This is a genomic window from Variovorax pasteuri, from assembly GCF_051216435.1.
Lineage (GTDB): Bacteria > Pseudomonadota > Gammaproteobacteria > Burkholderiales > Burkholderiaceae_C > Variovorax.
This window is the reverse complement of sequence record NZ_JBPJZS010000016.1, coordinates 14705-38781: the sequence shown is the minus strand read 5'-3', so window position 1 is coordinate 38781 and position 24077 is coordinate 14705. Positions and strand designations below refer to the sequence as shown.

Here is a 24077-nt window from a genome sequence, read left to right as displayed (position 1 = left end):
AGGACCTCGCGCGCCCGATGGCCGACAGCCGCTCCGCACCCAAGACCAAGCCCCAGCGCCGCACCGGCGTGCGCGAGGCGGCGGCCCAGGCCACGCGCGACAGCATCCTGAAATCGGCGACCAAGGTGTTCGCCAAGTACGGCTACGACGGCGGCAGCGTGGAGAAGATCTCCAAGGCTGCCAAGTCGTACGACCGCATGATCTATTACTACTTCGGCAGCAAGGAAGGCCTCTTCATTGCAGTGCTCGAAGGCATCTACAAGCGCATGGACGACGCCGAGGCCGCGATTGCGCTCGACGCCACGCGCCCGGTGGAGGCGCTCACCGAAGTCATCCGCTTCGTGCTGGGCTACTACCGCAAGAACCCCGAGTTCGTCACGCTGCTGAACACCGAGAACCTGCACAAGGGCCGGCACATTTCGAAGTCGCTGCGCGCGCGCGAGTATTCGTCGCGCGCGGTGGCGATCATTGCGGAAATACTGGCCAGCGGCGCCGCCCAGGGCCTGTTCCGCAAGGACCTGGTGGCGCGCGACATCTACCTGCTGATCGCCTCCACGGGTTATTTCTACACCTCCAACCGGCACACGCTCACCGCCTTCCTCGGCGAGCCGCTGGAGTCGCCGGAAGCCGTCACGCACTGGGAAGACTTCGTGATCGAGACGCTGCTGCGCACGGTGCGCGCGGACGAGCCGCAAGAACCGCAACGGCCGCCAGACAACAACACCACCCCACCCCACGAGGACACATCGAAATGGCAGAAATCGCAACCGGCGGCAAGTCGGGCAAGGTCGTCATCAAGAACATAGGGCTGCTGCTCTCGGGCGACATCGACAAGCCCATCCTCGACGCAGACACCATCGTGGTGAACGACGGCCTGATCGTGGCGGTCGGCAAGGAAAAGGACTGCGACCTCGAAGGCGCGAAGACCGTCATCGATGCGCGAAAGACCTGCGTGGCGCCGGGCCTGATCGACAGCCATGTGCACCCGGTGTTCGGCGACTGGACGCCGCGCCAGGGCCAGATCGGCTGGATCGACTCGACCATGCACGGCGGCGTGACGACCATGATTTCGGCCGGCGAGGTGCACCTGCCCGGCCGACCGAAAGACATCGTCGGCCTGAAGGCGCTGGCCATCACCGCGCAGCGCGCCTTCGACAACTTCCGCCCCGGCGGCGTGAAGGTGCTGGCGGGCGCGCCGATCATCGAGAAGGGCATGGTCGAGAGCGACTTCAAGGAACTGGCCGAAGCCGGCGTGACGCTGCTGGGCGAAGTGGGCCTGGGCTCGGTCAAGGCCGGCTACGAGGCGAAAGAGATGGTGGCCTGGGCGCGCAAGCACGGCATCCAGAGCACGATCCACACGGGCGGCCCGTCGATTCCGGGCTCGGGCCTGATCGACAAGGACGTGGTGCTCGAGGCCGACGCCGACATCATCGGCCACATCAACGGCGGCCACACCTCGCTGCCCGAGGCGCATGTGTGCGAGCTGTGCGAGAAGAGTTCGCGCGCCATCGAGATCGTGCACAACGGCAACGAGAAGGTGGCCATTGCCGCGGCCAAGGCGGCGCTGGAACTGAAGTGCCCGCACCGCGTGATCCTGGGCACCGACGGGCCCGCGGGCTCGGGCGTGCAGCCGCTGGGCATCCTGCGCATGGTGGCGATGCTGTCGTCCATCGCGAACATTCCGGCCGAGCTGGTGTTCTGCTTTGCCACGGGCAACACGGCGCGCATCCGCAAGCTGAACTGCGGACTGATCGAGGTGGGCCGCGACGCCGACTTCGTCTTCATGGACCGCGCGCAGCATTCGCCCGCGCCGGGCCTGCTCGAAAGCGTGCAGCTGGGCGACATTCCGGGCGTGGGCATGGTGATGATCGACGGCATCGTGCGCTCGGGCCGCAGCCGCAACACGCCGCCCGCGACAGAGATTCCGGTGGTTGTTTCAGGCGCGCACTGAGCGCCCTGAAGGCTCTTGCGCCCGGCGGCCTCAGCCGCCGCGGTGCGAGCGAAAGACCAGGTAGCGCGCCGACAGGAAGTTGACGCTCATGCCGGCCAGGCTGCCCACCGCCACGCCGAGGGCGGCCGCCCAGCGGCCCTCCACCCAGTGCAGCACGAGCACATAGGCGCCGTAGTTCAGCACCGCGCCGCCGGCCATGGTGGCCAGGTAGGCCAGGTACTCGCGCCAGAGCGATACACCGCCCGCCGATGCGCTGGCCGCAAAGGTGTAGCGCCGGTTGAACACCCAGGTGGTGGTGGCCGCCGCAAGGAACGACACCACGCGCGCCCCATACCAGCCCAGCAGCGGCGCCAGCAGGTAGAGCACCACCACGTCGACGACGAGGCCGATCACGCCGCCCACGGCGAAGGAGAGGAACTCGCGCCCGATCTTCATTGCGAAGCGCTTTCCCGCACCCCGGGAATCGCCAGGTAGCGCAGCCGCTTGGCCTCCTGGCGCCCGAGCGTGACGGTGTGCATCACGATGCCGCACACGAAGGACAGCATCGCGCCCAGCATCGCACCGGTGGCCAGCACCGCCGTGGGGAGCCGCGGCACCAGGCCGGTGTGCAGGTAGGTCATGAGCAGCGGCACGACCAGCGCAATCGACAGCAGCACCAGCAGCGCCGCGATGATCGAGAAGAACTGCAGCGGCCGCTCGCTCACGAACAGCTTGCAGATGGTCTTGAGGATGCGCCAGCCGTCGCGGTAGGTCGACAGCTTGCTCACCGAGCCTTCGGGACGCGTGCTGTAGGCCGTGCTTTCCTCGGCGTAGGGCATGCGCAGTTCGAGCGCGTGCACTGTGAGTTCGGTCTCGGTCTCGAAGCCGCGCGACAGCGCCGGGAACGACTTGGCATAGCGCCGCGAGAACACGCGGTAGCCCGAGAGCATGTCGGTGAGCGCACCGCCGAACAGCTGTGCCACCGCGCCGGTGAGCATGCGGTTGCCCAGGCGGTGGCCGGCGCGGTAGGTGTGCGCGTCGTGGCCGTCGTCCACGCGGTTGCCGACCACCATGTCGAGGTTGTCCGCCACCAGGCGCTCGATGAGCCGGCGGGCCGCGCCCGCGTCGTAGGTGGCGTCGCCGTCGACCATGACGTACACGTCGGCCTCGACGTCGGCGAACATGCGCCGCACCACGTTGCCCTTGCCGCGCAAGACCACGTGCGTGACGACGGCGCCGGCCGCGCGCGCGACGGATGCCGTGTCGTCGCTCGAGTTGTTGTCGAAGACGTGGATCCGGGCCTCGGGCAGCGCGGCGCGAAAGCCCGTCACCACCTGGGCGATGGCCAGCGCCTCGTTGTAGCAGGGGATGACCACGGCAATGCGCAGGGCGTTGCTGCCGTGGGAGGCGAAGGCTTCGATGTCGGTCATGGTGCGACAGGAAGGATACGGTAGACCCGGCTGCCGTCTTTCTCGTACTGCACCGCAAAGTACCTGTCGAAGTCGACGCGCGCGCTGAACACCGGCACCACATAGTTCGGCAGCACGACCGCGGTAAAGCCCAGGCCGCCGAGCTTGCGTGCCAGGTCGCCGCCCGACAGGGCCCCGAAATCGGTGTAGCGCCACGGCCCGAGGGTGTCGCCCCAGATGGGGTTGGGGCCGTAGTAGATGGCCTCGTTCAGCGCGATCTGGTAGACCCGGCCGGTGGCGTTGCGGCGCAGGTAGTCCATGACGGCGTAGCCGGGCACGTGCTGGCGCAGCACGGCCTCGCGCGCCTCGGGCGTGACGGAGATCATCGCGACCTTCACCGCGGTCTGGCGCACCGACACGGCGGCCAGCACGGCCAGCAGGAGCACGGGCACCCAGTCGGCCATGCGGGCGCCGGACCGCGCGGTGTCGCGGCTCATGGCGCCTGTGGCCCCCTTTTCCACTGCGTCGGCGCCGGACTTCTCCCGCGCACCGAACAGGCGCCGCACACCCCGCGCGGCCCAGCCGAACAGCACCTGCCAGCCGATGGCCGCGATGGCGGCCAGCAGCGGGAACGAGGCCGTCAGGTAGCGCGGGTAGCGCGAGGTCACGACCCACACCACCACCGAGTACAGGCAGAACCAGCCGGCGGCGCGCACCGCGGCCGAGCGCTTCCACCACGCGCTGAACGGCGCGAAGAACACCGCCCAGAGCAGCGCGTTGGGCAGCGCCGCGTGATCGCGCACGTCCGCCACCTGCTGCACGTAGTCGGCCGGCGTCCACTCGGTGAAGCCGAACACCCGCGCGCCGATGGGGTTGAACGGGTCGCCGGTCATGACGGCGTTGCGCGCGTACCAGTACACGCACGGGAGCAGGAAGCAGCCGAACACCAGCGCCCAGGCCTTGGGACGGCGCTCGTGGCGAATGACGAACAGCGTCACCAGCGGCAGGAAGATCAGCGCCTGGTACTTCGAGCCGGCCGCCACGCCGAGAAAGAACGCGGCCACGCCGAGCCAGCGCAGGCCGCCGTGGGCCCCGCGCCCGATGCGCGCGGGCAGGCCCGGCTCCGACTCGCGCCACCACCACAGCGCCACGCAGGCCGACAGCACGAACAGCGCCACGCCCATGTCGATCAGCGCATTGGAATAGTCGCCCAGCCCCAGCCAGATGGCCGCGCCGATGCAGGCGGTGAGCCGGTTGGCGTGCAGCATGCCCAGCCGGTAGATCATCGTCACCGACAGCGCACCGGCCAGGGCATTGAGAAAGTGCGGCAGCACGTCGTCGCTCACCTGCAGCGCGGCGGCATAGAGCAGGTTGTAGTTGTACGGGAACCAGGGGTAGCGCAACCAGTCGTGGATGCCCAGCGCGCCCTGCTGCGCCACCTGGCGTGCATAGGGCAGGTGGTACATCAGCTCGTCGAAGGCGATCGGCGGGGCCAGCGGCGCGACCAGCGCGGGCATCGCGACCAGGGCCAGCGCGATCATCGCGACGCGCTCGACGTAGGTCCACGGCGCCGCGGCAGGCTCGCTGGCGCGCAGGGCACGCCGCTGGCGAAGCCAGGGTGGCAGCTGGACCGCCGCTGCCACGAAGCCCGCCACGACCAGGGCCACGGTGGCACCGGTCTTGAAGGCGGCGAAGATGGCCAGCGCCTGGAAGGCGCAGATGAAAAGGCCCACGCCCAGCGCCACGGCCACGGCCGCTTCGAGCCCCACGTCGCGGCGCGGCGGCGGCGCCAGGCGGGCCAGCAGTGCGCGGCCATAACCCCAGCAGCTGAAGACGAAAACCGCCAATGCCGCGTAGTGCGCGGCTGCAAACATCAGCTTCTGAATAACAACTCCCGGTGCCGGGCGGCCACGCCGGCCGGCAGGTTCAAAGGATCTTCAAAGATTGGGCGCCAGCAGGCGCTCGAGCTCGGCTTCGCTTTGCTTGCGCCGCGCGGCCTGGTCCTGCAACTGGTCGTGCCCGATCTTGCCGACGTTGAAGTACGTCGCATCGGGATGACTCAGGTAGAAACCACTCACGCTGGCGGCGGGCATCATAGCGAGGCTTTCCGTCAGGGTCATGCCAATGTCCGCGCAGGCCAGAAGGTCGAACATCGGGCCCTTCACGCTGTGGTCGGGGCAGGCCGGGTAGCCGGGCGCGGGGCGGATGCCGCGGTACTTCTCCGCAATCATCTCGTCGTTGCTCAGGCCCTCGTCGGCCGCGTAGCCCCACAGGTCGGTGCGCGCGCGGTGGTGCAGCGACTCGGCGAAGGCCTCGGCCAGCCGGTCGGCCAGGGCCTTGAGCATGATGGCCGAGTAGTCGTCCAGGTCGTCGGCGAAGTACTTCTCCTTCTTCTCGACGCCCAGGCCGGCGGTGACGGCGAACATGCCCACGTAGTCCTTCAGGCCGCTCGCCTTGGGCGCAACGAAGTCGGCCAGGCAGCGGCTCGGGCGCATCACGCCGTCGATGGCCTGCTTCTCGGTCTGCTGGCGCATGCCGTACCAGGTGAGCGCCACCTCGCTGCGCGTCTCGTCCGTGTAGAGCTCGATGTCGTCGTCGTTCACCGTGTTGGCGGGCCAGAAGCCGACGATGCCGGCCGCGCTGAGCCAGCGGCCTTCGATCAGGCGCTTGAGCATGCGCTGGCCGTCGGCGTACACGCGCACGGCCTCGGTGCCGACGACCTGGTCCTTCAGGATGGCGGGGAACGGGCCGGCCAGGTCCCAGGTCTGGAAGAACGGGCCCCAGTCGATGTACTTCGCGAGCTCGGTCAGGTCGTAGTTCTTGAACACGCGCCGGCCGATGAACTTGGGGCAAGGCGGCGTGTAGTTCGACCAGTCGATGGGCGTCTTGTTGGCGCGCGCCTTGGCCAGCGGCCACATCGGCACCTGCTTCTTGTTGGCGTGCTGGGTGCGCACCTTGTCGTAGTCGGCGTTGATCTCGTCGATGTACGCCGTGGCCTGGTCACTCAAGAGCGACTGCGCCACGCTCACGCTGCGCGAGGCGTCGGGCACGTAGACCACGGGGCCTTCGTAGTGCGGCGCAATCTTCACGGCCGTGTGCACGCGGCTGGTGGTGGCGCCGCCGATCATGAGCGGGATCTTCTTGATGCGGAAATGGTCGTCGCGCTGCATCTCGCCGGCCACGTACTGCATCTCTTCGAGGCTGGGCGTGATCAGGCCCGACAGGCCCACGATGTCGGCGCCCTCGACCTTGGCGCGCGCCAGGATCTCGTGGCACGGGACCATCACGCCCATGTTCACCACTTCGAAGTTGTTGCACTGGAGCACGACGGTGACGATGTTCTTGCCGATGTCGTGCACGTCGCCCTTGACGGTGGCGATGATGATCTTGCCCTTGGTGCGCACGTCGCGGCCCGCCGCCTCGTCGCGCAGCTTTTCTTCCTCGATGTAGGGCAGCAGGTGGGCCACGGCCGACTTCATGACGCGCGCCGACTTGACCACCTGCGGCAGGAACATCTTGCCGGCGCCGAACAGGTCGCCCACGATGTTCATGCCGTCCATGAGCGGCCCTTCGATCACGTGCAGCGGACGACCGCCCGTCGCCAGGATCTGCTGGTAGGCCTCCTCGGTGTCTTCCACGATGAAGTCGGTGATGCCGTGCACCATGGCGTGCGACAGCCGCTGGTTGACGTGCACCGGGCTCTCGGGCGTGCCGCGCCATTCGAGGCGCTTGCTTTCGTCCTTGGCGCCGCTCTTGGCGGTTTCGGCCACTTCGACGAGGCGTTCGCCGGCGTCCGGGCGGCGGTTGAGCACCACGTCTTCCACGCGCTCGCGCAGCGTGGGCTCCAGGTCGTCGTACACGCCCACCATGCCCGCGTTGACGATGCCCATGTCCATGCCCGCCTGGATGGCGTGGTACAGGAACACGGTGTGGATGGCCTCGCGCATCGGGTCGTTGCCGCGAAAGCTGAAGCTCACGTTGCTCACGCCGCCCGACACCTTGGCACCCGGCAGGTTCTGCTTGATCCAGCGTACCGCGTTGATGAAGTCGACCGCATAGTTGTCGTGCTCCTCGATCCCGGTGGCAATGGCGAAGATGTTGGGGTCGAAGATGATGTCTTCCGGCGGGAAGCCCACCTCGTCCACCAGGATGCGGTAGGCCCGCTCGCAGATCTCGATCTTGCGCGCGAAGGTGTCGGCCTGGCCCTTCTCGTCGAAGGCCATGACCACCGCGGCGGCGCCGTAGCGGCGCACCAGCTTGGCCTCGTGCTTGAACTTGTCGACCCCCTCCTTCATGGAGATGGAGTTGACGATGCCCTTGCCCTGGATGCAGCGCAGGCCGGCCTCGATCACGTCCCACTTCGAGCTGTCGACCATCACCGGCACGCGCGCGATGTCGGGCTCGCTGGCAATCAGGTTCAGGAAGCGGACCATGGCGGCCTTGCTGTCGAGCATGGCCTCGTCCATGTTGATGTCGATCACCTGGGCGCCGTTCTCGACCTGCTGGCGCGCGACGGCCAGGGCCTCTTCGAACTGGCCGTTCAGGATCATCCGCGCGAACGCCTTGGAGCCGGTGACGTTGGTACGCTCGCCGATGTTGACGAACAGCGTGCCCTCGCCGATGGCGACCGGTTCGAGACCGGACAGCTTCATGGGCGGGGGCGCCAGGGGCGCGGAATCGGGGGTAGCTGGAGCGGAAATCTGGGACATGGCCTCACCTGCGGAAGAGTCGAACAGGCGAGCGTCGTTGTCGCCCCAAGCCTGACGGCCGGCCTGTGAGGCCCACCGCTGCAACGCTCCTTGGGAAGGGCCGCATTTTAGGGCGATTCGAATGGGGCCGGGGAAAACCCCAGTTCCCGACTTCGCCCGCGTCCACCCTGTTCAAAGACACCGGGCGCCTGCGGCTGAGCGCTGCCTTGGCCATGCGCGCTGCCGGCCGCGAAAGCCGGCCCCCGATGGCGGCTAAGTAAGCGCAGGCTTACGCTGGTTGTGGCTCGCCCATTGCCGACGCCGGAAGGCCGAACACCCGGTCGAAGGCCCAGTTGAAGACGAAGGTGTAGACCAGGAAGAACACCACCAGGCCCAGGTCCATCACCAGCGCCTGCCAGAGCGACACGCCCAGGCCCCAGGCGAACATCGGCACCAGGAAGGCGATCAGCCCGCCCTCGAAGCCGATGGCGTGGGCGATGCGGCGGCGCACGCTGCGCCCGCGCACGGCCTGGCGCGATTCCCAGCGCTCGAACAGCGCATTGAAGACCAGGTTCCAGATCACCGCGATGACCGAGGCGCCCACCGCCAGCATGCCCGAATGGCCGAGCCCGGCGTCCGTCATCAAGGCCAGCCCCGCGCTGGCCGCGACGATGGCGATGCCCTCATAAAGGCTGATGTAGACGATGCGACGTTGAATGCCCTGCATGACTTCTTCTCTTGGTTCGTGACTGCGATGACTGGACTTTATGTGTCATTCGCTGATATAAAAAGTTAACTTGTTTCAGTTTTATTGATAGATCTAGCGCCATGGCTTTCTCCAGCGACAACGTCGAGGTCTTCCTGGCCGTGATCGACCACGGCTCCTTCTCGGCCGCGGCGCGGGCGCTGCGCAAGGTGCCGTCGGCCGTGAGCATGGCCATCGCCAACCTGGAGGCCGAGCTCGACCTGCCGCTGTTCGACCGCAGCGGCCGCGAGCCCCAGCCCACCCCCGCCGCACGCTCCCTGGAGCCCCAGGCGCGACTGCTGGCCTCCCAGTTGCGGCAGTTGCAGGTGCAGGCGCTGGCGCTCACGCAGGGGCTGGAAGACCGGCTCACGCTGGCCATCGCGCCCGAGCTGCTGGCCGCCCCCTGGAGCGGCCCGTTGGCCGAGCTGGCACGCGAGCATCCGCTGCTGCAGGTCGAGGTGCTGGCCGCGCCGCAGGCCGATGCGCTGGCGCTGCTGCACAGCGGCCGCGCGCAGCTGGCCCTGGTGTTCGAGCGCCCCAGCCTGGACGGCCGCGAAGGCTTTCAGGAGGTGGGCAGCGACCTGATGGTGGCGGTCATCGCGCCCGACCACCCCGTGCTCGCCACCAACGGCGGCCGGCTGCGCGAGGACCACCTGACGAACACCCGGCAGATCGTCGTGGCCGGGCGCGACCTGACTACCAGCGACCCGCGCTTCGTGTTCGCGCGCCACGTCTGGCGCACCGACAACGCGCTGGCCGCGCTGAGCCTGATTACCGCCGGGCTGGGCTGGGGCTGGCTGCAGCGCAACTTCGCCAAGCCGCACGTGGCGGCCGGCGCGCTGATCGAGATTCCGTTCGAGAACCTCAGCAATGGGCTGGACCTGTGGGTCGACGTGGTGTGGTCGCGCGAGCGGCCGCTCGGGCTGGGCGCGCAGCGCTTCGTGGCGCTGATTGCACGCAACCGCCAGGTGGCGGGGGAGTGCGGCGTGAAGACCGGCGGGCTCTAGCGCCCGGGTGCGTCACCGGCCGTGGCCGCCGCCATGGCCCCCGCCGTGCCCGCCGTGCCCGCCGTGCCCGCCGCCACCATGGCCTCCGCCTCCCGGCCCGCCACCGTGCGGGCGCCCGCCGCCGCCACCCGGGTGGGGCCTGCCCGGCGGCGGTCCGGGGCGAAAGCCCGGCTGCGGCCGGGGCGGCCTGAACCCGGGGTCGTTCGGCGGGCGAAACCCCGGCGCCGGCGGGGGACGAAAGCCCGGCGCTGGCGGCGGGCGGAAGCCCGGGCCCGGTGGCCGGAAGCCCGGCCCGGGCTGCCACGGATGCGGCTGCCAGCCCGGCCTGACCGGCGGCGGCGGACGCCAGCCCGCCACCGGCGGCGGTGGCCGGTTCCCCCACCAGCGCCGGTCGCCGTACCAGGGCCGGTCGCGGTAGTGGTTGGCCCAGTAGCTGCCGATCGCAAAGCCGACGATCGGCACGCCGATCACCGCGCCGTAGGTGGCAAGCGGCACGCGTTGGTCCTGGTAGGCGTAGTCGAGGCTGCGCGACCAGACCCAGCCGCGCCCGCCGTCGGGCAGCACCACGTCGCACCAGCCGTAGCCATTGGTGCAGCCGACCACCTCGAGCGGCTGGCCCGGCGCCAGCCGCGCCACCAGCGGATAGTCGCCCGACGGGCCGGCGCGCAGGTTGACGGCGCCACGCGTGAAGGCCTGCTGCGCCTGCGCCGCGAGGGGAAGGACCACGGCAACCGCGCCGATGCCGATCCAGCGATAGGTGTTCCGGTTCATGAAAAGCTCCTTGCGCCCAGCCTAGGCGCACCGCCAAAACCCGTCAATCAGCCCAAAACTCTTATTCGCGAAACACCGAGGAACCGGCTTCGCCGGGCCTCAGGTGTTGCCCCCGGCAGGGGGAAGGAGCAGCGACACGAAGTGCGCGAAGCCTGGGGGCGAGCCAGTTTCAGGCGGCTTCGCGGTAGAAGCCGGCGCTGTTGCTGCCCAGCGCGCGGCCCGACACCGGCGCCACGGCCTTGCCGATCGCCGCGATGTGGTCCGGCGTGGTGCCGCAGCAGCCGCCCACGATGTTCACCAGCCCCGCGGCCGCGAACTCGTGCAGCAGGCGCGAGGTGACGTCGGGCGTCTCGTCGAAGCCGGTGTCGCTCATGGGGTTGGGCAGGCCCGCGTTCGGGTAACAGCTGATGAAGGTGTCGCCCGCCACGCGCGCCAGTTCCTGGATGTACGGGCGCATCAGCGCGGCCCCCAGCGCACAGTTCAGGCCGATGGCCAGCGGCTGCGAATGGCGCACGCTGTGCCAGAAGGCGGTGACGGTCTGCCCGCTCAGGATGCGGCCCGAGGCGTCGGTCACGGTGCCGCTGATGATCAGCGGCAGGCGCTGCCCGCTGTTGTCGAAATACTCGTCCACCGCGAACAGCGCGGCCTTGGCGTTGAGCGTGTCGAAGATGGTCTCGACCAGGATCACGTCGGCGCCGCCTTCGACCAGCGCTTCGGTCTGCTCGTAGTAGGCCGCCCGCAGCGATTCGAAGTCGACATTGCGCGCGCCGGGATCGTTCACGTCGGGGCTGATGCTCGCCGTCTTGGGCGTGGGCCCGAGGGCGCCGGCGACGAAGCGCGGCTTGTCGGGCGTGCTGAACTTGTCGCAGGCCGCGCGCGCGAGCTTGGCGGACTCGAGGTTCATCTCGCGCGCCAGGTGCGCCATCTTGTAGTCCTCCTGCGCGATGGTGGTCGCGCCGAAGGTGTTGGTCTCGATCAGGTCGGCGCCGGCGGCCAGGTAGGCCTCGTGGATGTCGCGGATCACGTCGGGGCGCGTGAGCGAGAGCAGCTCGTTGTTGCCCTTCACGTCGCGCTCGAAGTCCTTGAAGCGCTCGCCGCGGTACTGCGCCTCGGTGAGCTTGAAGCGCTGGATCATCGTTCCCATGGCGCCGTCGAGGATGGCGATGCGCTTTTCGAGGATGCCGGCAAGTGCCTGGCCGCGGGTGTAGACGATGGGCTTCTTCATACCCCCGATTGTAGGAAGCGGCCCATGGCCTCACTCCGGGTCGGGCCGGTGGGCGCCCCAGGCGGCCAGCCCGGCAAACAGCGACGCCAGGCCCGCGCACAGAAAAACGGCCGGCAGTCCCAGCCAGGCGGCGACCAGGCCACCGGCCAACGCCGAGACACCCATGGCTGCATCGAAGAAGCCGTCGTAGAGGCCAATGGCCATGCCCCGGCTGGCGGCAGGCACGCGGCGAAGCGCCGGCAAGGCCAGCAGCGGATAGACCATCGAGAAGCCGAAGCCGCACAAGGCCGCGCCCGCCAACGCCACCGCCGGCACCGGCGCGATCCCGAGCAGGCCGAGCCCGAGCGCTTCGGCGCCCAAGGCCGCCAGAACGGCGGACGGACCTTGGGCCCGGTCGACCGAGGCGCCGAAGAGCAGGCGTGCCGCGACGTGGGCCGTGCCGAAGGCCGTGAGCGCAAAAGCGCCCCCCGGCCAGCCGTGCGCCCCGTAGGCCAGCACGACAAAGGAGGACACGGCGGCCAGACCGACCGCCGAAAGCCCCAATGCCAATCCCGGCCGCCAGATCCGGCGCAACATCCGTGCGGCAGTCATCGCAGCTCCCGCGGCAGCGTGGGCGGCTTCGGCTGGGGCAACGACGGCAGCCACGATCATCCCCACCAGGGGCACGACAGCGGCGGCTGTCGCCACCGCGGCAAAGCCGAAGGCGCGATCAATGGCCGCTCCCACCGCGGCACCGGCCGCAAGGCCCGCAAACATGGCGAGCCCGATCCAGGACATCGCGCGACCGGCGTTCGCCATGCCTGCACGGCCGATGGCCCAGGCCGCACCGCCGGTGATGACCAGGCCCTCCCCCACGCCCGTCAGCAAACGCCCGGCAACCAGCATGCCCAGGCCGCCCGAAGCCCCCAGCGGCAGCAACGCCGACAAGCCGTAGACGATGCCGCAGCCCGCCATGGCCGACAGGCCGATCAGCACCGTGTGCCGGCCACCGTGCCGATCGGTCATGGCACCCGCCCAGGGCCGGGACAACAGGGAGGCGGCGGACTGAGCCCCCATCACCCAGCCCACGGTGACCATGTCGAAGCCCAACCCGTCATGGACCCGACCCGGCAATACCGGCAGCGCGAGACCCATGGCAAGCAGGCCGAGGAGGACCGTGGCGGCAACCGCCAGCATGGCCTGCCGGTCACGGATGTGAAAGGCGGATGGCGGGGTATTCGAAGACGGGACGGTCATCGGGCTTCCTTCAAAGGCGCAAACCCAAAGCGTAAATTCGTCCTCAATGACTGAGGAGAGGGCTCGGCGTACACACAGAAAGGACAGAAAATCCTGAATCGACAAGGAGCCGTCCATGGAAGGACTGACAGGATTTGCCGCTTTCGTTCACGCCGCCGAGCAGCGCAGCTATGTCGTCGCGGGCCGGATCCTGGGCATTTCAGCCTCCGCCGTGTCCAAGAGTGTGGCCCGCCTGGAAGAGCGGCTGGGTGTGCGTCTTCTGCACCGCACGACGCGCAGCATCGGTCTGACTGAGGAAGGTACGCTGCTCTATGAGCGCTGCAAACGCGTGCTCGACGAACTGTGGGATGCCGAAGCCACGCTGATGCACAGCCGGGAGCGGCCGCGCGGTCGGCTGCGGGTGAACCTGCCGCACGTGGTCGGCCATCACCTGCTGATGGCGCAACTGCCGGAATTCACCGCCCGCTTTCCCGAAATCGAACTGGACATCGACTTCGAAGATCAGGTGGTCGACATCGTCGGCGGCGGCCTTGACGTGGCGGTGCGCAGCGGACACCTGCCCGACACTCGGCTGATCGCGCGCCCGATCGGCGAGCAGCATTTCGTGGTTTGCGGCAGCCCGGCCTACTTCGCGCACCGCGGCCGGCCCGCTGCGCCCAACGACCTGGAAAGACATGCCTGCATCCGCTTCAAGTACCCCTCGAGCGGCCGGCTCGCGTCCTGGGCCTTCGCACCGCCGCACAGCGAGATGCTCCTGCCCGCAAGCCTGGTCTTCAACAATACCGACGCCGGATTGGCAGCGGCCGTGCACGGGCTCGGGCTGGCCCACCTGCCTGTCTACGTGGCCGCACCCCGGATCGCCACCGGCGAACTCCAGCCGGTGTTGACGACCTTCATGGTTCCGTTCGGTTCGCTCTGGCTGGTCTGGCCGTCCAACCGGCAGCTCTCGCCCAAGGTCCGAGCCTTCGTGGATTTCGTGCTGGAGAAACTGCAGGCGCAGCCACGCGCTTTCCAGCGTGTGGAGGAAAGCGCCCCGCCCTCCCCCGCTGCAGCGGCCTAGTTCCCGTGACGCGGATGCTCGACAAACTCGAGCACCGCTTCGATCATTCGCCGCACATGCGGCTTCACGCCCGCAGCCACCTCGGGCAGGTAGTCGAACGGCAGCGCTTCCTGCATGTAGCTCGACTGGGTCATCTCCAGCTGCACCGCATGAACGTTCTGCGCCGGGTTGCCGTACTGGCGGGTGATGTAGCCGCCGGTGAAGCGGCCGTTGAGCACGCCGGTGTAGCCGGTGGCGCGCTCGGCGATGCCCAGCAGCGTCTGCGCGAGCGCCGGGTCGCAGCTGGTGCCCTTGCCGGTGCCCAGGTTCAGGTCCGGCAGCTTGCCTTCGAAGAAGCGCGGCAGCACCGAGCGGATGGAATGCGCGTCCCACAGCGCGATCGTGCCGTGCGCCGCCTTCAGGCGGTCCAGCTCGGCCTGCAGCTGCCGGTGATAGGGCTGCCAGATGGCATCGCGGCGCTGGGCAATTTCTTCCTCGCCCGGCACGTCGGCGGCTTTTGCATAGACCGGGGTGTCGTCGAAGGTGTCGACCGGGCACAGGCCGGTGACGCTCTGGCCCGGGTACAGGCTGGCGCCGTCGGGCGGACGGTTCAGGTCGACCACGTAGCGCGAGTGCGTGGCCACGAGCACCGAGGCGCCCAGCGCGTCGGCGAAGTCGTAGAGCTGCTCGAGGTGCCAGTCGGTGTCGGGCACGTGGCGCGCCTCTTCGGTGAAGCGCGCGGCCAGCGCGGGCGGCACGTGGGTGCCGACGTGCGGCATCGAGATGAGCAGCGGCCGCGTGCCCTGGCGAAAGCGGAACGGCGGTTCGGTGGTGGTGAAGGCCATGGTGGGCATGGTGGGGTCGATCAATCCTTGAGTAGTTGGGTGCGCGCGGCCACGAAGGCGGCCGCGGCCTCGCCGTGCAGCGCATGGCGGCCGGCCGACACGCGCGTGCGGCCCGCCACCCAGACGGTGTCGATGGCCGAGGTGCGGTGGCTCGCGAAGACGTGGGCCGAGAGCATATCGGGCGCGCTCAGGCCTTGCAGCGCGAGGTGCGATGCGTCGAGCACCACGAAGTCGGCCTGCTGGCCCACAGCCAGCCCGGCTGAACCCGGTGCAGCGCGGCCCGACGCCTGCGCGCCGCCTCGCACCGCGTCGAGCGTGAACGCGGTCGCCACATGCGGCTGTGCGGCCGTCGCGCCCACGTTGCGCTGGCGACTGGCCAGGCGCTGGCTGTACTCGAGCATCAGCAGTTCTTCCGCCGCGTTCACGCTGGCGTGGCTGTCCGAGCCCACGCCCCAGGCGCCGCCGTGGCCGCGCCACTTGGCGAAGTCGAAGATGCCGTCGCCCAGGTTGGCCTCGGTCGTCGGGCACAGGCCCGCGACCGCGCCGCTCTGCGCCGCGTACTCGTACTCGGCGTCGTTCATGTGCGTGGCATGCACCAGGCACCAGCGCGCATCGACGCTCGCGTGGTCGAGCAGCCACTCGACCGGGCGCAGGCCGCTCCAGGCCACGCAGTCGTCCACTTCCTTGGTCTGCTCGGCGATGTGGATGTGGATGGGCGCGGTGCGGTCGATGGCGTCCAGCCCCGCAATGGCGTCGCGCAGCCCTTCGGGCGGCACGGCGCGCAGCGAGTGCGGCGCCAGGCCCAGACGGGCGCCCTGCGCGTCGCACACAGGCTTGAGCGCTTCGAGCAGCCGCAGCATCGAGTCGGTCGAGCGGATGAAGCGGCGCTGCCCGTCGGTGGGCGGCATGTCGCCGAAACCGCCGGTCTGGTAGAGCACCGGCAGCAGCGTGAAGCCGATGCCGGTCTTCCGCGCGGCGCGCAGCAAGGCGAGGCTCAGCGTTGCGTCGTCGGCATACGGGGCGCCGTCCACGTCGTGGTGCACGTACTGGAACTCGCACACGCTGGTGTAGCCCGCCTCGAGCATCTCGGCGTAGAGCCAGGTGGCGATGGCCTCCATGTGCTGCGGGCCGAGGCGCGCGGCAAAGCGGTACATCAGCGTGCGCCAGCTCCAGAAGCTGTCGTGCTCCCCGGCGCGGTGCTCGGTGAGGCCGGCGAAGGCGCGCTGGAAGGCATGCGAGTGCAGGTTGGGCATGCCGGGGATCACCGGACCCCTGGCGGTATGGGTGTCGATGGGGCGCTGTGCGCCGGCCTGCACCTGCGTGAGCTGGCCGGCATCGTTCCACGCCAGCAGGACGTTCTTCGCCCAGCCCTCGGGCAGCAGCGCATCGGCTGCGAAAAGCGTGTGCGTCATGCCTGCGCTCCGATCGCGATGCGGCCCTGGCGCACCACGGTGCGCACGGGTTGCTGGCCGAACCAGTAGGCGAGCTCGGCCGCTTCGCGCACGTTCCACAGCACGAAGTTGGCCGGCATGCCCGCGGCGATGGCGCCATGCGTGTCCTGCAGGCCCAGCGCGCGCGCGGCATGCACGGTGACGCCGGCCAGTGCCTCGGGCACGGTGAGGCGGAAGAGTGTGCAGGCCATGTTCACCATCAGCAGAAGACTCAGTGCCGGCGAGGTGCCGGGGTTGTGGTCGGTGGACACCGCCATCGGCACGCCCGCGGCGCGCAGCGCGGCGATGGGCGGCAGGTGGGTGTCGCGCAGCGTGTAGTACGCGCCGGGCAGCAGCACGGCCACGGTGCCCGAGCGGCGCATCGCCTCGATGCCGTCGGCCGACAGGTGCTCGATGTGGTCGCACGACAGCGCACCGTAGCGCGCGGCCAGCGCGGCGCCGCCCATGTCCGACAGTTGCTCCGCATGCAGCTTCACCGGCAGGCCCAGCGCCTGCGCGGCCTGGAAGACCTGCTCGGTTTCTTCGAGCGAGAAGGCGATGCGTTCGCAGAACACATCGACCGCGTCGACCAGGCCTTCGGCGGCGAGCGCGGGCAGCATCTCGCGGCACACGAGGTCGATGTAGTCGTGGCTTCGTCCGGCGTATTCCGGCGGCAACGCATGCGCGCCGAGGAAGGTGGTGCGCACCGTCACGCCGTAGGCCTCGCCCAGGCGCCGCGCCACGCGCAGCTGCTTGCGTTCGTGTTCGAGCGAAAGCCCGTAGCCCGACTTGATCTCGATGGCGCACACGCCGCCGGCCAGCAGCTGTTCGAGCCGCGCCGCGGCCTGCGCGAACAGCGTGTCCTCGTCGGCCTCGCGCGTGGCGCGCACCGACGACACGATGCCGCCGCCGGCCTGTGCCACTTCCTCGTAAGTCGCGCCAGCGAGCCGCATCGCGAATTCGTTGGCGCGCTGGCCGCCGTAGACGAGGTGCGTATGGCAGTCGACCAGGCCCGGCGTGGCGAGCGCGCCGCCGCCGTCGTGCGGTGCGAGGCCCGCGAACTCGGCGGGCAGCGCGCCGCGCGCGCCGACCCAGCGGATCGCGCCCTGCACCACCGCGATGGCGGCGTCTTCGTTCGGTTCGGACGCGAGCCGCAGGCCGGTCCAGAGGCCGTCGGCCGAGGGGAAGTTGTGGGCGGGGTTCATCGTCTCTTGGGTCGTCGTTGTCCGGGGTCAGGCCGGGAGGATGCGCACGGCCATCAATCGCGCGTCGGGGCCGTCCGGCAGCGCCTGCCGTGTCTGTGCGGCATCGGCCCAGCGCAGGCCCTCGCCTTCAAGGCATTGCGCGTCATCGAGGCGCCATGCGCCGCGCAGCGCCAGCAGCACGCCATGCGGCGCAGCCTCGATGGCCGAGGCGCTGTGGAGCACTTGCACGTCGGCACACCACTGGCCGCGCCGCGTCATCACGTTGAAATCGTTCGACGCACCGCCGAGCAAGGTGCAGTCGATGGCCTCGTCGCCGCTGAAGGCGAAGGGTTGGTGCGGCACGTCGAGCCGGTGGTCGATGCGCGCGTCGTGCGTGAAGAGGCGCACGCCGTCGCCTTCGAGGAGCGTGATGACGCGGTCGATGCCCGCGAACACGGAGAACGGCCCGGCGGCGGCGATGGTGGCGATGCTCACCCGCCAGCCGAAGCTGTCGAGCGGCGCGCCCTGCGGCCAGCTGGCGATTTCCTGCGTGGTGCCGCCGCCGTTTTTCCACGGCGTGACCGGCAGGGTCGCGCGTGAGAAGCGCTGCACGCCGTTCATTGCGTCTCCTCTTGCCCCTTCCCCTTCCGGGGGAAGGCTGGGATGGGGGCAGCGCCCAACGAGCGCTGTGATGGGTTCGAGGCCGTCGTGCCCCCACCCCTGCCCTCCCCCAGCGGGGGAGGGAGAAAGACAACAAATGCAGTCGCACCGCTCATCGCATCAACCCGCCCTGGCGCAGCTTCTGCTCGAAGTGCCGCAGCACCAGCGTCATGGTTCCCGTGAGCACGAAGTACACGACGGCAATCGCCAGGTACACCTCCAGTGACCGGTACGACACGCTGATGATCTTCTGCCCCTCGTGCATCACGTCATGGATGGTCAAGAGCGACACCAGCGCCGAGTTCTTGATGAGCGCGATGAACTCGTTGCCCAGCGGCGGAATCATGCGCACCACCGCCTGCGGCAGCACGATCTGGCGCATGGCCGTGCCGGGCGTCATGCCCAGCGATTGCGCGGCCATGGTCTGGCCCTTGTCGATCGACTGGATCGCGCCGCGCACGATCTCCGACACGTACGCGCCCGAGTACACGCCGAGCCCCAGCACGCCGCACAGGAAGGCCGGCAGCAGGATGCCGAAGTGCGGCAAGCCGAAGAACAGGATGAACAGCTGCACCAGCAGCGGTGTGCCGCGAATGGCGGCCACGTAGGCCGTGCACACACCGTAGATCCAGCGCCGCTTCGGGTTCAGCCGGCCGATGCCGACCACCAAGCCCAGCAGGCAGCCCAGCGCCAGCGCGCAGGCGGTGATTTCCACCGTGACCAGCGCGCCGCGCAGCAGGTCGGGCCAGCCTTGCCAGACAGGCGAAAAATCGAGATCCATGGTCAACCCTTCCGGCGGCCGAGCGCCGGGCCGCCCCAAGCCGGCCGCGCCGCCCCCTCGGGGGGTGGAGTTACACGCGCGCAGCGCGTGAAAAGCCGGGGGGCCAACATTACTTGAACCACTTCTTCACGATCTGGTCGTACGTGCCATCGGCCTTCAGCTTCTCGATGGCGCCGTTCACCGCCTTGGTCAGCTCGGGCGTGTCCTTGCGGATGGCCATGCCGTATTCCTCGGTGGTGATCTGCTCCGGCAGCACCTTCAGGCCGCCGCGCGTGCGCACGTACTGGTAGGCGGCAGGCTTGCCGGTGACGGCCGCGTCGGCACGGCCGATGTCCACCAGGTTGAACATCTCCTGGTTCTTCTCGACTTCCAGCAGTTGCACCTGCGGGAATTTTTCCTTCGTGTACGACACCGACTTGGTGCCCACCTGCACGCTGACCTTCTTGCCGTTGATGTCGGCCGGCGTCTTGATGGCGGTGTTGCCGTCCTTCACCATCACGACCAGGCCGCCCGCGTAGTAGGGCACAGTGAAGTCGACGACCTTCTTGCGCTCGTCGGTGATGTAGATGCCCGACACGGCCATGTCGAAGCGCTTGGAGATCAGCCCCGGCACCAGGCCCTTGAAGTCGATGTCGATCCACTCGACCTTGCGGCCCAGCGTCTTGCCGATGGCTTCCACCAGTTCCACGTCGAAGCCGGTGCGCTTGCCGTTCTCCACGAACTCCATGGGCGGGAAGGTGGCGTCGGTGGCCACGCGCAGCGGCTCGCCCTGCGCGTGGGCGCCGGCGGCAAGGCCGAAAAGGCCGGCGAAGGCAAGACTGGACAGGGCGGCGGCGACGAGGGTGCGGCGGGTGTTCATGGTGGGAAGGCTTCCGTGGGAATGAGAAAGAAAAAAGCAGCGCGCAACTACTGCAGGGCGCGGGAAATGCGGGCCGCCGTGACGACGGTCATGTGGAGCAATGCAGCTTCCATGCCCTCGACGCGCGTGAGCGGCGCCATGAGCGTGATCGCGCCGCGCAGGCGGCGCCCGGTGGCGAGCACCGGGGCGCTCGCGCCCCACACGCCGGCGTCGACCTCGCCGTGGGTCACGGCATGGCCGGCTTCGCGGATGGCGTCGAGTTCGGCGGCGCGCGCGGCGCGGCGTTCGGGCGCCTCATTCAGGCCTTCGAGCAGCGCATCGCGCTGGTCGAGCGGCAGGTGCGCCAGCAGGCACTTGGCACTGGCGCCGTCGCGCGCCGGCACGCTGCGGCCGCGGTCGAAGGAGCAGCGCAGCGACTGCTCGCTGTCGATCATCTCCAGGCACACGACGCGGTCGTTCACCACCGTGACCAGCGCCACGCTCTCGTGCGTCTGCTGGGCCAGCGTGCGCATGTCGGCGCGTGCGGCCAGCACGAGGTCGGAGTTGCCGTCGAAGCCGCTGGCCAGCTGCACGCTCACCGGGCCCGGCGAGTAGCGCCCGTCGGACTCCATCACGAAGCCCCAGCGGCGCAGCGTGGCGACCTGCCGGTACAGCGTGCTCTGCGACAGGCCGGTGGCCTGCACCAGTTCGGCCGCCGTCATCGCCGACTTGCTCTGCGCCAGCACCGACAGCACGAAGAGCGCGCGGTCGTTGGCGGGAGTGTCGCTGGTGAGGGTCATGGCAGGCGGTCGCGAACGAAAGTGAAACCGGCTTGCAGTATCTTGCTCGCCGTTCTCACTTCCAAGCCCCTATTCCCAGCGAGTGGGAATGGCCGCGATTTTTCTTTCTACCTTCGTCTTAACGACGTTGCGCCTTGTGGGTCCACTCGCTCACTTGACCATGGGCAGCTTCAGCCCCTTCGCCTTGGCCGTGGCCACCGCGATGTCGTAGCCCGCGTCAGCGTGGCGCATCACGCCCGTGGCCGGGTCGTTCCACAGCACGCGCTCGATGCGCTTGGCAGCCGCGTCGGTGCCGTCGCACACGATCACCACGCCCGAGTGCTGCGAGTAGCCCATGCCCACGCCGCCGCCGTGGTGCAGGCTGACCCAGGTGGCGCCGCCCGCGGTGTTGAGCAGCGCGTTGAGCAGCGGCCAGTCGCTCACCGCATCGGTGCCGTCCTTCATGGCTTCGGTCTCGCGGTTGGGGCTGGCCACCGAGCCGGTGTCCAGGTGGTCGCGGCCGATGACGATGGGCGCCTTCAGCTCGCCGTTCTTCACCATCTCGTTGAAGGCCAGTCCGGCGATGTGGCGCTCGCCCAGGCCCAGCCAGCAGATGCGCGCCGGCAGCCCCTGGAAGGCGATGCGCTCGCGCGCCATGTCGAGCCAGCGGTGGGTGTGGGTGTTCTCGGGGAACAGCTCCTTGATCTTGGCGTCGGTCTTGTAGATGTCTTCCGGGTCGCCCGAGAGCGCCACCCAGCGGAACGGCCCCTTGCCTTCGCAGAACAGCGGACGGATGTAGGCGGGCACGAAACCGGGAAAGTCGAAGGCGTTCTTCACGCCCTCGTCGAACGCGACCTGGCGGATGTTGTTGCCGTAGTCGACCGTGGGGATGCCCATGGCCTGGAAGTCGAGCATGGCCTGCACGTGCACGGCGCACGACCTGGCGGCCGCCTTCGTGAGCGCTTCGTGCTGCGACGGGTCTTTCATCGCGGCCTGCCATTGCGCAACGCTCCAGCCCGAAGGCAGGTAGCCGTTGATCAGGTCGTGCGCGGAGGTCTGGTCGGTGACCAGGTCGGGCTTGATGCCGCCGGCCTTCGCGCGCTTCACGAGTTCCGGAAGGATGTCCGCCGCATTGCCCAGCAGCGCGATCGACACCGCTTCCTTCGCGTCGGTGTGCTGCTTGATGAGCTCGAACGCATGGTCGATGTCGCGCGCCTGCTTGTCGACGTAGCGGGTGCGCAGGCGGAAGTCGATGCTCGACTGCTGGCACTCGATGTTGAGCGACACCGCGCCCGCCAGCGTGGCGGCCAGCGGCTGCGCGCCGCCCATGCCGCCCAGGCCGGCGGTAAGGATCCACTTGCCCGCCCAGCTGTTGCCGTAGTGCTGGCGGCCGGCTTCGACGAAGGTCTCGAAGGTGCCCTGCACGATGCCCTGGCTGCCGATGTAGATCCAGCTGCCCGCCGTCATCTGGCCGTACATGAAGAGGCCCAGGCGGTCGAGCTCGTTGAAGTGCTCCCAGTTGGCCCACTTGGGCACGAGGTTCGAATTGGCCAGCAGCACGCGCGGCGCGTTCTCGTGCGTCTTGAAAACCCCCACCGGCTTGCCCGACTGGATGAGCAGGGTCTCGTCGTCGTTCAGTTCCTTCAGCGACGCGAGGATCTGGTCGTAGCAGGCCCAGTCGCGCGCGGCACGGCCGATGCCGCCGTACACCACCAGGTCCTGCGGGCGCTCGGCCACCTCGGCGTCGAGGTTGTTCTGCAGCATGCGGAACGGGGCTTCGGTGAGCCAGCTCTTGCAGTTGAGCTCGCTGCCGCGCGGTGCACGGATCACGCGGGTCGCGTCGTGGCGCGGGTCGGCGGCGCCGGAGGTGTTCAGGGCAAATTTTTCGGGAGCGTTCATGGCGTGGTTCTCCTATCGGTAATGACGGTGCTTACGAGTGACTGGGCAGGATGTTCAGCAGCGCGGCGGGCAACTCGGCCTTCAGCGCCCACTGGCGCATGGCTTCGATGTCCGGAGCGAGGTAGCGGTCGCGCTCGAGGAAGGCAACCTTCTGGCGGATGTTGCTGAACTCGGCCTCCACCAGCGGCGAACTCTTGAGCCCGCGCTTGAGTTCGATGCCTTGCGCGGCGGCCATCGCTTCGATGCCCACCACCACGGCCGTGTTGTTGACCATGTCGCCCAGGCGCCGGCCCGCGAAGGTGGCCATCGACACATGGTCTTCCTGGTTGGCCGAAGTGGGCAGGCTGTCGACGCTGGCGGGGTGGGCGAGCGACTTGTTCTCCGACGCCAGTGCGGCCGCCGTGACCTGCGCGATCATGAAACCCGAGTTCAGGCCGCCGTCGCGCACCAGGAACGGCGGCAGGCCCGACAGGCCGGTGTCCAGCAGCAGCGCGATGCGGCGCTCGGCAATGGCGCCGACCTCGCTGATGGCCAGCGCGATGATGTCGGCCGCGAAGGCGACGGGCTCGGCGTGGAAGTTGCCGCCGGAGATGACCTCGCCGGTGTCGCAGAACACCAGCGGGTTGTCCGAAGCGGCGTTGGCCTCGATGACCAGCACGCGCGCGGCATGCGCCAGGTTGTCGAGGCAGGCGCCCATCACCTGCGGGATGCAGCGCACCGAATACGGGTCTTGCACGCGGCCGCAGTCGGCGTGCGAAGGCACGATCTCGCTGCCTTCGAGCAATGTGCGCACCGCACCCGCCACTGCCATCTGGCCCAGCTGGCCGCGCGCCGCGTGGATGCGCGCGTCGAAGGGCTTGATCGAGCCCTGGATGGCTTCGAGCGACAGCGCCCCCGACATCAGCGACGACGCGAACACGTCTTCGGCGCCGAACAGGCCGTGGAGCGCGAGCGCGGTCGACACCTGCGTGCCGTTGAGCAGCGCCAGGCCTTCCTTGGGGCCGAGCACGAAGGGCGCGAGGCCGATGCTGCGCATGGCTTCGGCGCCGCCGACCACCTTGCCGTCGGCCAGCGTCGCCTGGCCTTCGCCGATCAGCACGCAAGCCATGTGCGCGAGCGGTGCGAGGTCGCCCGAGGCACCCACCGAGCCCTTGCAGGGAATGCTCGGCGTGACGCCCGCGTTGAACAGCGCCAGCAGCGCATCGACCAGCGCGGGCCGCACGCCCGAATGGCCGCGCGCCAGGCTCACGGCCTTGGTCGCGAGGATCATGCGCACCACCGGCGCGGCCAGCGGCTCGCCCGTGCCCACGCTGTGCGACAGCACCAGGTTGCGCTGCAGCTCGGCCAGGTGGTCGTTGCCGATGCGCGTGCTCGCCAGCTTGCCGAAGCCGGTGTTGATGCCGTAGACGACCTGGTCGTTCTCGACGATGTGGCGCACCGCGGCTTCGGCGCGCAGCATGCCGTCGCGCACCGACGGGTCGAGCGAAAGCTGCACGCCACCGGCCTGGATGCGTCGCAGCATCGCCAGGTCGACCTGGCCGGGCTTCAGCGTGAGGGAGGTCAGGGAGGCTTCGGAGGAGGTGGTGGGTGTGCTTGGCATGTGAACCTGTC

21 protein-coding genes and 1 riboswitch are annotated in these 24077 nt (G+C 69.0%); of the genes, 4 read left to right on the top strand and 17 right to left on the bottom strand.

Going from position 1 to position 24077, the window contains the following annotated elements; all coding sequences use genetic code 11:
* The first annotated feature begins 17 nt into the window (after positions 1-17).
* Both ACSFBM_RS32815 and ACSFBM_RS32810 read left to right on the top strand, forming a co-directional pair.
* Positions 18-806, top strand: a complete 789-nt coding sequence (locus tag ACSFBM_RS32815; protein WP_435441463.1) for a TetR/AcrR family transcriptional regulator — start codon at positions 18-20, stop codon at positions 804-806.
* The gene (locus ACSFBM_RS32810) at positions 752-1951 is read left to right on the top strand and encodes an amidohydrolase family protein (protein WP_435488122.1); all 1200 of its coding nucleotides are present in this window, start codon (positions 752-754) and stop codon (positions 1949-1951) included. The genes ACSFBM_RS32815 and ACSFBM_RS32810 overlap by 55 nt, the downstream gene beginning before the upstream one ends.
* A 30-nt stretch (positions 1952-1981) precedes the next feature.
* Here ACSFBM_RS32810 and ACSFBM_RS32805 read toward each other — a convergent pair whose 3' ends face one another.
* The 5 genes from ACSFBM_RS32805 to ACSFBM_RS32785 all read right to left on the bottom strand — a co-directional run bounded on the left by ACSFBM_RS32805 (position 1982) and on the right by ACSFBM_RS32785 (position 8754).
* Positions 1982-2386, bottom strand: a complete 405-nt coding sequence (locus tag ACSFBM_RS32805; protein WP_435488121.1) for a GtrA family protein — start codon at positions 2384-2386, stop codon at positions 1982-1984.
* A complete protein-coding gene (locus ACSFBM_RS32800) occupies positions 2383-3360 on the bottom strand; it encodes a glycosyltransferase (protein ID WP_435488120.1) in 978 nt (325 codons plus the stop codon). Before ACSFBM_RS32800 ends, ACSFBM_RS32805 begins: the two co-directional genes overlap by 4 nt.
* A complete protein-coding gene (locus ACSFBM_RS32795) occupies positions 3357-5213 on the bottom strand; it encodes an ArnT family glycosyltransferase (protein WP_435488119.1) in 1857 nt (618 codons plus the stop codon). Before ACSFBM_RS32795 ends, ACSFBM_RS32800 begins: the two co-directional genes overlap by 4 nt.
* A gap of 63 nt (positions 5214-5276) precedes the next feature.
* Complete coding sequence (metH, locus tag ACSFBM_RS32790; protein WP_435488118.1) at positions 5277-7991, bottom strand: methionine synthase; 2715 nt, start codon at positions 7989-7991, stop codon at positions 5277-5279.
* Positions 7992-8070: 79 nt separating this feature from the next.
* Positions 8071-8146: riboswitch (S-adenosyl-L-homocysteine riboswitch) on the bottom strand.
* Positions 8147-8316: 170 nt separating this feature from the next.
* The gene (locus ACSFBM_RS32785; protein ID WP_435441457.1) at positions 8317-8754 is read right to left on the bottom strand and encodes a PACE efflux transporter; all 438 of its coding nucleotides are present in this window, start codon (positions 8752-8754) and stop codon (positions 8317-8319) included.
* A 101-nt stretch (positions 8755-8855) separates the two neighbouring features.
* Here ACSFBM_RS32785 and ACSFBM_RS32780 point away from each other — a divergent pair, with 101 nt between their 5' ends.
* Positions 8856-9779: a LysR family transcriptional regulator gene (locus tag ACSFBM_RS32780; protein ID WP_435488117.1), complete on the top strand. Its 924-nt coding sequence runs from the start codon at positions 8856-8858 to the stop codon at positions 9777-9779.
* A 12-nt stretch (positions 9780-9791) separates the two neighbouring features.
* On the opposite strand, the gene ACSFBM_RS32775 is transcribed toward ACSFBM_RS32780, so the two are convergent.
* The 3 genes from ACSFBM_RS32775 to ACSFBM_RS32765 form a co-directional block, all read right to left on the bottom strand.
* Positions 9792-10550, bottom strand: coding sequence for an SH3 domain-containing protein (locus tag ACSFBM_RS32775; protein WP_435488116.1), 759 nt, complete (start codon positions 10548-10550; stop codon positions 9792-9794).
* A gap of 169 nt (positions 10551-10719) precedes the next feature.
* Entirely contained in the window at positions 10720-11775 is a 1056-nt protein-coding gene (locus tag ACSFBM_RS32770) for a homocysteine S-methyltransferase family protein (RefSeq protein WP_435488115.1), read from the bottom strand.
* Between the two features lie 30 nt (positions 11776-11805).
* Positions 11806-13128 carry an MFS transporter gene (locus tag ACSFBM_RS32765; protein WP_435488114.1) on the bottom strand — a complete coding sequence of 441 codons (1323 nt, stop codon included), beginning with the start codon at positions 13126-13128 and terminating at the stop codon, positions 11806-11808.
* Between ACSFBM_RS32765 and ACSFBM_RS32760 the strand changes: the two genes are divergently transcribed.
* The gene (locus ACSFBM_RS32760) at positions 13127-14071 is read left to right on the top strand and encodes a LysR family transcriptional regulator (protein WP_435488113.1); all 945 of its coding nucleotides are present in this window, start codon (positions 13127-13129) and stop codon (positions 14069-14071) included. The genes ACSFBM_RS32765 and ACSFBM_RS32760 overlap by 2 nt on opposite strands.
* Here the strand turns inward: ACSFBM_RS32760 and hutG are convergent.
* From hutG to hutH, 9 genes are all read right to left on the bottom strand, one after another.
* A complete protein-coding gene (hutG, locus tag ACSFBM_RS32755) occupies positions 14068-14895 on the bottom strand; it encodes an N-formylglutamate deformylase (protein WP_435488174.1) in 828 nt (275 codons plus the stop codon). The two genes, ACSFBM_RS32760 and hutG, sit on opposite strands and share 4 nt — an antisense overlap.
* Before the next feature lie 20 nt (positions 14896-14915).
* Positions 14916-16307 carry a formimidoylglutamate deiminase gene (locus ACSFBM_RS32750; RefSeq protein WP_435488112.1) on the bottom strand — a complete coding sequence of 464 codons (1392 nt, stop codon included), beginning with the start codon at positions 16305-16307 and terminating at the stop codon, positions 14916-14918.
* Positions 16304-17530: an imidazolonepropionase gene (hutI, locus tag ACSFBM_RS32745; RefSeq protein WP_435488111.1), complete on the bottom strand. Its 1227-nt coding sequence runs from the start codon at positions 17528-17530 to the stop codon at positions 16304-16306. Before hutI ends, ACSFBM_RS32750 begins: the two co-directional genes overlap by 4 nt.
* A 27-nt stretch (positions 17531-17557) precedes the next feature.
* Positions 17558-18130, bottom strand: a complete 573-nt coding sequence (locus ACSFBM_RS32740; RefSeq protein WP_435488110.1) for a HutD/Ves family protein — start codon at positions 18128-18130, stop codon at positions 17558-17560.
* Positions 18131-18281: 151 nt separating this feature from the next.
* The gene (locus tag ACSFBM_RS32735) at positions 18282-18950 is read right to left on the bottom strand and encodes an amino acid ABC transporter permease (RefSeq protein WP_435488109.1); all 669 of its coding nucleotides are present in this window, start codon (positions 18948-18950) and stop codon (positions 18282-18284) included.
* Between the two features lie 109 nt (positions 18951-19059).
* Positions 19060-19809, bottom strand: a complete 750-nt coding sequence (locus tag ACSFBM_RS32730; protein ID WP_435488108.1) for a transporter substrate-binding domain-containing protein — start codon at positions 19807-19809, stop codon at positions 19060-19062.
* A gap of 47 nt (positions 19810-19856) precedes the next feature.
* On the bottom strand, positions 19857-20588 hold the full coding sequence (locus tag ACSFBM_RS32725) for an IclR family transcriptional regulator (RefSeq protein WP_435488107.1): 732 nt from the start codon (positions 20586-20588) through the stop codon (positions 19857-19859).
* A gap of 150 nt (positions 20589-20738) precedes the next feature.
* Positions 20739-22466, bottom strand: coding sequence for a urocanate hydratase (gene hutU / locus ACSFBM_RS32720; protein ID WP_435488106.1), 1728 nt, complete (start codon positions 22464-22466; stop codon positions 20739-20741).
* 31 nt (positions 22467-22497) lie between these two features.
* Positions 22498-24066, bottom strand: a complete 1569-nt coding sequence (gene hutH, locus ACSFBM_RS32715; RefSeq protein ID WP_435488105.1) for a histidine ammonia-lyase — start codon at positions 24064-24066, stop codon at positions 22498-22500.
* Positions 24067-24077 lie beyond the last annotated feature (11 nt).

Bases quoted from the DNA above. Each gene is read 5' to 3' on its own strand.
- ACSFBM_RS32815 (WP_435441463.1), top strand. From the start codon at position 18: ATGGCCGACAGCCGCTCCGCACCCAAGACCAAGCCCCAGCGCCGCACC.
- ACSFBM_RS32810 (WP_435488122.1), top strand. From the start codon at position 752: ATGGCAGAAATCGCAACCGGCGGCAAGTCGGGCAAGGTCGTCATCAAG.
- ACSFBM_RS32805 (WP_435488121.1), bottom strand. From the start codon at position 2,386: ATGAAGATCGGGCGCGAGTTCCTCTCCTTCGCCGTGGGCGGCGTGATC.
- ACSFBM_RS32800 (WP_435488120.1), bottom strand. From the start codon at position 3,360: ATGACCGACATCGAAGCCTTCGCCTCCCACGGCAGCAACGCCCTGCGC.
- ACSFBM_RS32795 (WP_435488119.1), bottom strand. From the start codon at position 5,213: ATGTTTGCAGCCGCGCACTACGCGGCATTGGCGGTTTTCGTCTTCAGC.
- metH (WP_435488118.1), bottom strand. From the start codon at position 7,991: ATGAAGCTGTCCGGTCTCGAACCGGTCGCCATCGGCGAGGGCACGCTG.
- ACSFBM_RS32785 (WP_435441457.1), bottom strand. From the start codon at position 8,754: ATGCAGGGCATTCAACGTCGCATCGTCTACATCAGCCTTTATGAGGGC.
- ACSFBM_RS32780 (WP_435488117.1), top strand. From the start codon at position 8,856: ATGGCTTTCTCCAGCGACAACGTCGAGGTCTTCCTGGCCGTGATCGAC.
- ACSFBM_RS32775 (WP_435488116.1), bottom strand. From the start codon at position 10,550: ATGAACCGGAACACCTATCGCTGGATCGGCATCGGCGCGGTTGCCGTG.
- ACSFBM_RS32770 (WP_435488115.1), bottom strand. From the start codon at position 11,775: ATGAAGAAGCCCATCGTCTACACCCGCGGCCAGGCACTTGCCGGCATC.
- ACSFBM_RS32760 (WP_435488113.1), top strand. From the start codon at position 13,127: ATGGAAGGACTGACAGGATTTGCCGCTTTCGTTCACGCCGCCGAGCAG.
- ACSFBM_RS32765 (WP_435488114.1), bottom strand. From the start codon at position 13,128: ATGGACGGCTCCTTGTCGATTCAGGATTTTCTGTCCTTTCTGTGTGTA.
- hutG (WP_435488174.1), bottom strand. From the start codon at position 14,895: ATGGCCTTCACCACCACCGAACCGCCGTTCCGCTTTCGCCAGGGCACG.
- ACSFBM_RS32750 (WP_435488112.1), bottom strand. From the start codon at position 16,307: ATGACGCACACGCTTTTCGCAGCCGATGCGCTGCTGCCCGAGGGCTGG.
- hutI (WP_435488111.1), bottom strand. From the start codon at position 17,530: ATGAACCCCGCCCACAACTTCCCCTCGGCCGACGGCCTCTGGACCGGC.
- ACSFBM_RS32740 (WP_435488110.1), bottom strand. From the start codon at position 18,130: ATGAACGGCGTGCAGCGCTTCTCACGCGCGACCCTGCCGGTCACGCCG.
- ACSFBM_RS32735 (WP_435488109.1), bottom strand. From the start codon at position 18,950: ATGGATCTCGATTTTTCGCCTGTCTGGCAAGGCTGGCCCGACCTGCTG.
- ACSFBM_RS32730 (WP_435488108.1), bottom strand. From the start codon at position 19,809: ATGAACACCCGCCGCACCCTCGTCGCCGCCGCCCTGTCCAGTCTTGCC.
- ACSFBM_RS32725 (WP_435488107.1), bottom strand. From the start codon at position 20,588: ATGACCCTCACCAGCGACACTCCCGCCAACGACCGCGCGCTCTTCGTG.
- hutU (WP_435488106.1), bottom strand. From the start codon at position 22,466: ATGAACGCTCCCGAAAAATTTGCCCTGAACACCTCCGGCGCCGCCGAC.
- hutH (WP_435488105.1), bottom strand. From the start codon at position 24,066: ATGCCAAGCACACCCACCACCTCCTCCGAAGCCTCCCTGACCTCCCTC.